Below are 10,475 nucleotides of genomic sequence, written 5' to 3' on the forward strand. Positions count from 1 at the left end.
GCAGAGAGCGCCGCCCAGGTCGAGGAAATCCTCGTGCGGCTCGCGACCCGGCGCGGGCCAGTGTCCGATCGCCTGAACGAGGCGGCCGGGCGCGTCCATGATGGCGAGATCCCGCGCAGGCAGGCGGCGAGCGAAGTGGTCGCGGACCTGTCAAACCTGATCGAGGCTGAAGGCCTTGCCGCGCTGCAGGCCGGGCCGGACCCGGCGCGCGCGCCAGAGACGCAGCCTGTCTATGACCGATCGGGCGCGCGCGTCTTCGAGGATCCGGAGGCGGCGGCCGAGGCGCTCGAGGCCGAGATCGACGATCAGACCTTCGACATGTTTGCCGGCGCCGGCGATGACGAGGCGAGCGTGCGGGCCGATATCGAGACAAGGCTGCGCGAAGCCGGCCAGACCGATGAGCGTGTGATCTCGGCCCAGGGCGCGGCCTTTGAAAGCATGCTCGAGCGGCTGGCCGCCGAGACCGGCGAGACACCGGCAAAGCTGATGAAGCGGCTGGGGCCTAAAGTGGAGCAGGCCGAGGAGGCGGACGCTGTTCTCGCGCAGGCCGCAAAGTCGGGCTATCGCGGCGGTGAGATCGGTGAAGCTGAAGAGTGGATCGAAGCGTCTCGCGAAGGGCTCGACCTCTCCGACGAGGCGCGCCTCGGGCGCGCGGAAGCAATGGGTTTCGATATGGAAACCGTCTATTATCACGGCTCGCCGTCCCGCGATATCCAGGCCTTCGAGCGGGGCGAATTTGGCGTCTATGGCCCTGGCGTCTATGCCACGACCAATATCAATGAAGCGCGCAAATTCAAGCTTTCGAACCGCACGGTTTTTTACAATGCGCCCAAGTTTCTCTTGCCGCTGGTCCGCCCCTCCTTTCTGTTCAAAGGCGTTGCCGGCAAACTCTACGAGTTGCGCATTCGAGGCCGGGCTGTCGACTACCAGACCTATGCGGCCGGGCTGCAAGCGGTCGCGGACAAGGATCCGACGCACAGATTTCTGGCAGAGGAGGGCAGGCCGGGCGTCGATATCTGGTCGATCACACGCTTTCACGACAGGCTGCAGGCTGATCTGAAGGCCGAAGGCTTCACGCATGTGAAGATCGGAAAGGACGGCAGCGATGTGCTCGTCTTCGACCCGAAGGATCTGCGCTCACCGGATGCGGCTTTCAACCCGGCCGACAAGGCCAGCGCTCGATTGCTTGCCCAGTCGGCCCGCAAGGCCATCGATACGGCAGAGAGCGGCAAGGGGGCGATCCCGCGCCGGCTTCAGGCCGAGCTTGTCAAGCAGGCGCGCCGGGCGGGCTGGATTGGCGAGGACCCGGCTGAAGGCATTGACTGGCTGCAGGCCGAGCAGAAGGGTCTTGACCTCAGCCAGGATGCGCGCTGGAGCCGGGCGGCTGGGATGGGGTTTGATACTTCGCGTGAATTCTATCACGGCTCGCCAGCGCAAGGCATTGAGGCCTTCGAGGCAGGCGTCTCAAAATTCGGCCGCGGCGTCTATCTGTCGACCAGCAAGGCCTTTGCTGACACCTACAAGCGCACGCGCGGGCCGGACGATTATTTCGACCTGTGGAAGCATGTTAAAGAGGCCTTCTCTGGCCGGGTTTACCGCAATTTCGTGCGCGGCGCGATCATCCCTTTCCGCGACTACGAAGCCCGGCTGGATGCCGAGGCCGATCGGCGCGGCGTCTCAATCGAGAAGCTGTCGAGCCCGGAGGCCGTGGCGGTTCAGGATACGGTGCAGGCGCAGCTGCGCGCCGAAGGGATTGCCGGGACCCAGATCTCGCGCGATATCTTCAAGGTCTTCGCGCCCCACGATATACGTTCTGTCGATGCGGCGTTCGACCAGGAGCGTGCCGGCTCCGCGCGGCTTCTGGCGCAGGACGACCGCGGATCCTTCGATCCGGTGCAGAACGTGATCCGGATCGGGCAGGGCGCCGATCCGTCGACCTTCATGCACGAAGTCTCTCACTGGTATCTGACGACGCTGGTCAAGCTCGAGCAGGCCGGCGAGGGCGGCGATTATGTCAAATCGCAGCTCGATGACATCTTTGCCTGGCACGGCACAAAGCGCAGCGACGCGATCCAGGACAGCGCCGGCAATCCGACAGCACGCGGGATCGAGCTGCAGGAAGCCTTCGCCGAGACCTTCGAAAAATATCTCGAGACGGGCAAGGCGCCGACGCGCAAGCTGCAGGCCGCCTTCGACCAGTTCAAGGCCTGGCTGATGGAGCTCTACCGCAAGCTCGACCCGCGCGAGCGGGCCAATCTGACGCCGGAGATCTCTCGCGTCTTCGACCGGATGTTCGCAGAGGGCGATGAAGGGGCTGGTGAAGCGAGCCTGTTCGGCACGGTCCCGGATCCGGCGGCCGGCGCGGCGCGCAACTGGAAGCAGAGCGAAGAGCGTCTCGGCCGCATGGTCGAGCGGTTTGAAGGGTGCGTGATGCGATGAGCGATTTTTCCGAATGCCTGTCAAATGCGCTGTCCGAGGGCGTCCTCAATGAAGAGGAATATGACGAGCTCGCCGCGGTCTATCGGCGCGTGCGCGGCGAGCGCGAAAAGGCCGGCTCTGCCTCGGCCGATAATGAGGCGGGCCTCGCTGTCATGGCCGAGCTCGAACATGCAAAAAAGCGCCAGCGGTTCCTGAATGCGCTGAACAAGAAGGCGGCGCTGCGCCTCGAGCGCGACCTTGCCCGCTTCCGCAATGGGCGCGGCGAGAATGATGCCGGCGAATTCCTGCAGACGATCATCGAATATTCAGGCCAGGGCAGCGGTGTCGAGAAGTCTGTGCAGAATGTCCGCGAGGCGATCCTCGGCCGGGCGATGGCGCAGATGGAGGAGGTGATCAACAGCTTCCGGCAGGGCACGGGCGGGCGGCGCGTCGGCAAGGCGAAACTGCCAAATGTGGTCAAGGAGCTGTTTGGCGAGGACACCAAGGATCCCGGCGCGAAATCGCTGGCAAAAGGCTTTGCCGATGTCGCCGAGGATCTGCGCCAGCGGGCCAATGCGGCCGGGATGGAGATTGCAAGGCTCGAGAATTGGGGCCTGCCCCAGATGCATAATCGCCGCGCGGTGCAGAAATATATCCGCCAGCATGGGCGCGACGGCTTCAAGCAGCACCTGTTCTCGAGGCTCGATCCGGAGCGGATGATCGACCGGGCGAGCGGCAGGCCGATGGGGCGCGGCTCTGTCTTTGCCGCGCTCGATGATGTGATCGACAATATCCTGACAGAAGGCTGGGCGACGCGCACGCCCTCACGCCAGGGGATCGGCCGCGGCAGCCTCGCAAACCAGCGACAGGAGCATCGCTTCCTGGTGTTCAGGGATGCCGACACCTGGCTCGACTATCAGCGCGACTTCGGCGCCGGCGATCCGTTCAATGCGATGATGGCGCATATTGACGGCATGGCGAAGGATATCGCGGCGCTGGAAGTGCTGGGCCCCAATCCCGAAGCGACGCTGAGCTGGCTGAAACAGCACGCGAAGGTGCAGGCCGCCCAGCACAGCCTCGAGCGCGACAGCCTGATCAATCCGCGCGTCAAGCCACAGAATGCCGAGGACCATGTGCGCGGGAAGATCAAGCGCGCCGAAGAGATGTGGATGCACTATAGCGGCAGCGTGAATGTGCCGGTCAATGAGACCTTTGCCGATCATAGTGGCAATGTCCGGAACGTCCTGACCAGCAGCATTCTGGGCACTGCCGCGATCCCGTCCTTCTTCACAGATCCGATGTATTCGGCCATGGCGCGCTACTTCTCCGGTGAGCGGCATTCGACCTGGATGCGGGAATGGGTCAAGCAGTACGCGTCGCGCGCCTCGCGCCGGGATGCAACCCGGATGGGCCTGATCATGGACAGCGCGCTCAATACGCTTGGCCAGCAGGCGCGCTATGCCGGCACGTTCGAAGGGCAGGCCTGGAGCCGCGTCCTGTCTGAGCAGATGCTTGCGGTGACCGGCCTGCAGAGTATCACGCGGGCGGGTCGGAATGCCTTCTCACTTGGCCTGTTTGCAGACTTCGCCGATCGCCGCGCAAAAGGCTATGCCGATCTCGAGCCGATGGTGCAGCGCATGCTGCGCCGGTACGATATCAGTCCGGCCGAATGGGACCAGATCCGCGCGGCCAAGCCCGAGAAGGGCTTCCTTGGCGTGCAGCAGGTTGAGGTCGTCGCCGGCCGGGGCCTTGCCGAGCGCTATCTCTCCATGGTGCAGACCGAAGCTGAGTATGCTGTGCCATCTGGTTCGGTTCGTTCGCATTCCCTGTTGATCGGGGACAATCGGCCCGGCACCCTGCAAGGCGAATTCAGGCGCGGCATGACCATGTTTACCAGCTTCACCGCGATCCTGCCGATGCTTCACGGGTATCGGATCCTTCAGGAATGGGGTGCCAATAACAAGCTCGGTGGCGTCGGATATGCGACGGCGCTGATGCTGACCATGACCGTCGGCGGCGCGCTGTCGCTTCAGTCCAAGCAGATATCTTCAGGCAGGGATCCGCGCGAGATGGATAGTCCCGAGTTCTGGGGCGCGGCCGCGCTGCAGGGCGGCGGGCTCGGCATCTGGGGCGACTTTTTCTTCGCCGATGTCAACCGGTTCGGCGCGACCATGCCGCTGACGGCTGGCGGCCCGCCGGTCCAGGTCCTCAATGAGCTGCGCCAGTCCGTGTTTGGTAATGCCTGGGACGCCATCACGGGGAAGGAGACGGCGGGCGACGCGTCTCGATCGGCGGCCGGCGATCTCACCTCTCTCATTGCCAGCAAGTTCCCCGGGTCAAACACCTGGTATCTGAAGCTCGCCTGGGACCGTTATGTCGAGGACAATCTGATCCGTCTGACCGATCCGGACGCCGAGGCGAAATTCCGCCGGCGGGCGCGATACTATGAGCGCGAATATGATCAGGGCTGGTTCTGGCAGCCAGGCAGCGCAGCGCCTGAGCGCGGCCCTGAGCTCGAGGCGGCCCTCGGCGAAGACTGAAAGTCAACACCGGGCACTGACGCCTATTCTTCCGCCCCATGGCTGACCTCGTCGTAGACGCGCGCCCGCGCTTTGAGAAATACACTGCGACCGCCGGTCAGACGGCGTTCAATATCCCGTTCGAATATGACGCCGCAAGCCATGTAAAAGTGCTGCACATTGCTGCGGTTGATGGCGCCGAGACCGTCTATTCGACATCTTCGGGCCCGCTTGCTGTCGCGCCGCAGGCGGGCGAAAGCGGCACGGCGACCTTGCCGGTTGCCTGCGCCGCTGGCGACAGCGTCATCGTTTATGGCGAGACCAGCAATGAGCGTGCGGTCAATTTTGCCAGCAAGGTTGCGCCGGGGTCGATCAATATCGACAATAACCGCCTCATCATGCTGCGCCAGGAAGACCGGCGCGACATAGATCATGCCCTGCGGTTGCGGCTCGGACAGGCCCCCTTGCCGAAGATCACGCGCGACAAGTTTGTCGGTGGATCGCCCTATCTCGACGTTGACGGCAAATGGCAGACCTTGCCCTCGACCAGCGTGGCGACTGTCGCGGCCGCGATCAATGCGGTCAATGCCGTAGCCGAAAAGGTCGATGACGGCACGCTCGATGACTTCGTCGACAAGCAGGTGGGCGCCGAGAATACGCTGGCGCAGTTGCAGGCGCGCACGCCGGCGGCAGGAGAGATCCAGTTCCTGAAGGGGCGCGACGCTGTCGGCGATGTTGCGCCGACGCTCTATGTGTTCGACGAGACGCCGCAAGCGGCGGCCGTTGCGGCCGACGAGATCACCGAAGGCGAAGGCGATGGCGGCTTTCGCATTGCCCCCGCCTCGGACAAGACGGGCGGCTCCGGCGCCTGGGTTCAGAAATTCCCCAATCACTATGTCGAGCTTGAGAATTGGGGCGGCCGTGCCGACGGGTTCGACGCGCTGAAAAAGGACAATACGATCCCGCTGCGCCGCGCGCTGGCGACAGGGCTGCCGATCAAGCTGCGGGGGAATGCCTATTATCTCGGCGACAGTTGCGACCTGCCGAATGCGAGTGTCATTGATGGGCGCGACTGGAACCTCGAGCGCAATGATTTCGATATGTCCGGCTGGACGGGCTCGGCCTTCATCACCGATATGACCGGCGATCATGAAGATCTCGACTATCTGCTGAAGCTTGGAGAGAGCTGCCGGATCGAGCGGGTCGGTTTCCTGCATACAGGGCAGCCGACGCCGGACGGCACCTTCACGCCTGTCGCGACACCGACCGCCATTCTGAGCGGGGCGGATGACGCCGCGTTCACGGGCAGCGCCGGTCGCGAATATCTGCAACGGCTGATGTTCCTTGGTTTCTCGCAATTCTCGAACATGCGCCGCGCTGGCTCGCAGGCGATGATCGACGGCATTTATGGGCAAGTGCTGATGGAAGGCATTCGCATGGATGCTGTCGGTGATCACTCGGCCATCGGCTATCTGCATTTCTGGCCATTCCTCATTGAGGCGCAGGCCTTCCTTGCCGACATGCTGAACAATGCGAGCGGTCTGGTGCTCGGCCGTGTGGATAATGTCCTGTTCGAGGATCTGTTCGTCTATGGTCTCAATAACGCAATCAAGCTGATCGGGTCAGAGCGCACGGCATCGCTCGGCCAGGGCGTCAACAAGGTCCGCTTCGGCCGGGTTGAGGCCGATTACTGCAATAATGTCGTGGTGGACGATGCGAGCATGACGTCGCGCGCGACCCTGTCTTTTGCCGATATGACCTATCAGTCGGCAGAGGATGCGAGCGTCGAAGGTTATGCCTTCAACTTCAATCAGAAAGTCGCCGCTCATATCGCGCATTATTATTTCTCGTCTGCTGCCGGTCTGTTGCCGGCGGCGGGCAAGGAAGGTCCGTATGGACGCACCAACAATGCGAGCGCGTCGGTCACGCTGGGGCACGGCACGGTCAGCGAGTGGGATAGCGACGGCAATCTGTCGCCCTGTTTCGATGACGCGGCCGGTGAAATCCACGTTCGCGAGCGTCCGACCATTATCAATGCAACGGCCGTTACCGGCTCTCCGTCGCGGCTTGTGCGCTATGTCCGCGACGCGGTGCTGCCGATCATTCCCAATGGCGACCTCGCCATCGACCAGAAGGGGGCCGGCTCAGTCAGCTCACCGGGCGGCTATGTCGCCGATATCATGTTCGCCAATATTGGTGGATCCGGCTCTGGCGGCACGGCTGAGCGCGTTGAGCTGACAGCAGCAGAGAAGGCGCTGACGGGGCTTGGCCATGCGGTGCAGCTGGTCAATACAAACCGCACAGACATGCGGCTCCTGTTCGAGCTGCCCTATCTCGATGAGCTCGCCGATACGAAAGTCTGCCTGTCCTTCTGGATGAAGTCGACCGTCACCAGCCCCTTTGCCAGCGCAAACATGCAGCAGAAGTTCGGCGCCGGCGGCGATGCGGCCGTGACGACGGGGCTGGGCGGTGTGCTGGCGGCGTCGACCAGTTTCCGCCGACACTATGTCACTGCGAATATTCCCTCGATCGCGGGCAAGTCGATCGGCACGCGGCCGAGCGTGCGCACCACGTTCAATCTCACGTCTGCGCTCGCGCAGACCCTCCAGGTGACGGGCTTCCAGCTCGACCCTGGGAGCCGCCCGCAGCCCTATCGCATGATCGCGCCAAGTGCGAACGAGCGCGAATGCCAACGCTATTACCGCGAGTTCGACATGTGGGTGCCGGCAAGCCCTGACAGGGCCAGTTTCCCGATCGACATGGATGGCGTTCCGGCTGTGTCCGGCCTCGGCGCAGGCGGATCCTCGACCGATACGACGGCCGGCGTGCTGGTTGTGTCGCAGACGACGGCAGGCATGCAGGCGGTCATTCTCGATAGCGAGTATATCTAGGCGCAAAGTCCACACGCACAATCTGCACCTATCCTCCAGCCTTCACCCCTGATCCTGGAGAGCCTGCCATGAAATCCGACCCGAAGATCCTCGCCAGCATGATGCTGCAGGGCGCAATGCCGCTGATGGCGCAGATGATCACAGAGAGCGACGGCTACAAGATGACCGTCGGCATTGCTGCCGAAGGCAAGGACCAGATCCGTGCCCATTTTGCCGATGTCCGCAAGCGCCTCGACGAGATCGAGACGGCCGTCATCTCGAATTATGACAACGCGCTGGGACGCCTCGGCGAGATCCTCTCCGAAGCGGGCCTCGAGGCGATTGTCGACCAGGCCAAGGCCGAGATTGCGCAAGCGGGCGAACAGGCGAGCCCGGTTGCCCCGCCGCCGCCTTCGGCTGTCGGGGATTAAGCGCGATGTGGGGCCCCCGTCCTGTCCGTCCGGCCAATAGCGAGGTCGAGGCCGGCCTTGTGCTGAGCTTCAAGGATGTCCGGCGCACCGGCACGCTGCGCCAGGGCCGGCCTGAATGGGAGCTGCTCAGGCCCGTCTGGTTCGAAGGCTTCAAGGTGCCGGCCGGCTTCGTCTTCGATGTCCATTCGCTGCCCTTGCTGCTGCGCTACCGCCAGCCGAAAAACCCGGCCTGGTGGGGCCCGCCGGCGCTGCATGACTGGGCGCTGGAAAGCGGCACGCTGAGCCTGAAAGAGGCAAACGGCCTCTATTTGCGGGCCATGCGCGCGATCGGCGTTACCCCTCATCACCGCTTCTTCGCCTATGCCGGCGTCGAGATCGGCCGGCGCCTGTTTCCAGAGCGCATCACCCGGATCGATCCGGACAATGTCGAGCTGATCCGCGAGACGACCGGACGCGAGCCGCAGCAGACCGAGGCGACAGGCGCGCTGCGCAAGCAGGCCTTCCGCTCGATCAGCCTGATCGGCCGCACCTGGCTTGCAAGCAAGGGAGGGCTGCTCTGATGGGCGAGATCCTCAAGGTCGACTTCTCCCTGGCGCTGGCGGCGACGCTCGCGCATGAGGGCGGCTGGTCAAAGCATCCGATGGATCCGGGCGGGGCGACCATGCGCGGCGTCACCAAGCGCGCCTGGGAGGCTTATGTCGGCCACAGCGTGACCGATGAACAGCTGCGGCATCTCACTGTCGAGCAGATCACGCCCTTTTATCGCGAAGGCTATTGGGATCCGGTGCGCGGCGAGGATCTGCCGGGCGGCGTCGATGCGCTGGTCTTTGACATCTGCGTCAATTCAGGCCCGCGCCGGGCGGTGATCATCCTGCAGCAATCCATCCTCGATATCTCGCGGATCGGGATCCTGAAAGACGGAAAGATCGGCCCGAAGACAATCGCGGCCGCGCATGCCGTCAATGTCTATGACCTGATCGACCAGATCGCCTATCGCCGCCTCACCTTCTACTCGCAGCTGCGCGGCTGGGCGGCCTTCAAGGGCGGCTGGCGCCGGCGCACCATCCAGACGGCGACCTTCGCCACGGCGATCGCGACCGGCCAGGGCCGGGCCATGGTCAATTCACGAGATCTGCCGCTTGCGGCTTAACCCCAGAGGAGCAATCCCCGATGACGCATGACTATTACGGTACAAAGCGGATCACCGCCTGGCCAGAAGAGAAGGATGGCAAGCAAGGCTATGCCGTCAAATACGCTGACGGCTATGTCAGCTGGTCACCAGCCGACACCTTCGAGGCAGCCTATCAGCCGCTGACGGCGTTGAGCTTCGGGCATGCGCTTGCTGCGCTAAAATCTGGTGAGCGTGTTGCGCGAGCGGGATGGAATGGAAAAGGCATGTGGATCGGTCTCACGCCGGGCTCTGTCTTTGCTGCCAAGCACGCCAAATGCGGCCACGCTGCTGCGTTCCGTGCCGCTGAGCTCGATCCTGAAGATGACGTGGAGCTGCTGCCTCATATCGATATGAGGGCGGCCGATGGCTCGATGGTGATTGGCTGGCTCGCTTCACAATCCGACATGCTCGCTGACGACTGGTACATCGTCGATCTGGAAACGGGCGGCCCAACCACGCTGTAGCGTAACCACCTGCATCGATAAAAAGGAGACCCCGATGCGACACTTACTGATTGGACTGACGGCCCTCGCGGCCTTATCCCTCACCGCCTGCTCTGGCGGCATCACCAAGCTCTCGGTGCTCGACCGCGACGAGACACCGCGCACTGCGGCGCTGGCTGTCTCGGCTGATGTGACGCCGGCGCTCGAAGACGTCGCCCTGCTCTGCGAGGCGGGCGTGCTCTCGCCGGACACCAAGGCGGCGATCGCGACCCATGGCCCGAAACTGGTCGACGTGGCGACGCGCTATTTCGAGAGCGCCGAGGCCTGCGTCGTCATCGATGGCGCGCTGCAGTCCGACACCTCGACGGCCGGCAACTGCCAGAGGGGCACAGTGCGCGAGGTGTCTCGCCTGTTGCCGAGCGAGCTGGCCAAGGCCAGTACGGCGTTCGGGCTCGGCAATGATGTCGGGCGCGGGCTTTTCCTGGCCTCGATCGTCACGCGCCGGATTGTCGGCAATACTGATGGCGGCGCGGTCGACGGCTTTGCCAAGGATGACGATCTGTCGGCGGCCGAATATGCCGCCGCGCTGGCGCCGCTCAGGGCGGCGCGTGACCGCGTTGCGC

At 63.7% G+C, this 10,475-nt stretch carries 7 protein-coding genes and 1 pseudogene; all 8 read left to right on the forward strand.

Translation table 11 applies throughout. The features are described from left to right. Window positions 1-2,439 (forward strand): annotated as a pseudogene (locus WA989_RS06185) (hypothetical protein); the annotation flags it as partial. Then, window positions 2,436-4,958 (forward strand): hypothetical protein, encoded by a 2,523-nt coding sequence (locus tag WA989_RS06190; RefSeq protein ID WP_424339633.1) that lies wholly within the window; start codon window positions 2,436-2,438, stop codon window positions 4,956-4,958. The pseudogene WA989_RS06185 and the gene WA989_RS06190, both read left to right, overlap by 4 nt. A 38-nt stretch (window positions 4,959-4,996) precedes the next feature. Then, on the forward strand, window positions 4,997-7,828 hold the full coding sequence (locus WA989_RS06195) for a hypothetical protein (protein ID WP_424339634.1): 2,832 nt from the start codon (window positions 4,997-4,999) through the stop codon (window positions 7,826-7,828). A 68-nt stretch (window positions 7,829-7,896) separates the two neighbouring features. Continuing rightward, window positions 7,897-8,238 (forward strand): hypothetical protein, encoded by a 342-nt coding sequence (locus tag WA989_RS06200; RefSeq protein WP_424339635.1) that lies wholly within the window; start codon window positions 7,897-7,899, stop codon window positions 8,236-8,238. Between the two features lie 5 nt (window positions 8,239-8,243). Beyond that, window positions 8,244-8,798, forward strand: coding sequence for a DUF1353 domain-containing protein (locus tag WA989_RS06205; protein ID WP_424339636.1), 555 nt, complete (start codon window positions 8,244-8,246; stop codon window positions 8,796-8,798). Then, window positions 8,798-9,388: a glycoside hydrolase family 108 protein gene (locus WA989_RS06210; protein WP_424339637.1), complete on the forward strand. Its 591-nt coding sequence runs from the start codon at window positions 8,798-8,800 to the stop codon at window positions 9,386-9,388. The genes WA989_RS06205 and WA989_RS06210 overlap by 1 nt, the downstream gene beginning before the upstream one ends. 20 nt (window positions 9,389-9,408) lie before the next feature. Beyond that, on the forward strand, window positions 9,409-9,873 hold the full coding sequence (locus tag WA989_RS06215; RefSeq protein ID WP_424339638.1) for a DUF2829 domain-containing protein: 465 nt from the start codon (window positions 9,409-9,411) through the stop codon (window positions 9,871-9,873). A 34-nt stretch (window positions 9,874-9,907) separates the two neighbouring features. Next, window positions 9,908-10,475, forward strand: a 568-nt coding sequence (locus tag WA989_RS06220; RefSeq protein WP_424339639.1) for a hypothetical protein, incomplete at its 3' end; no start/stop codon positions are given.

The organism is Henriciella sp. (assembly GCF_049649345.1).
Classification (GTDB): Bacteria; Pseudomonadota; Alphaproteobacteria; order Caulobacterales; family Hyphomonadaceae; genus Henriciella.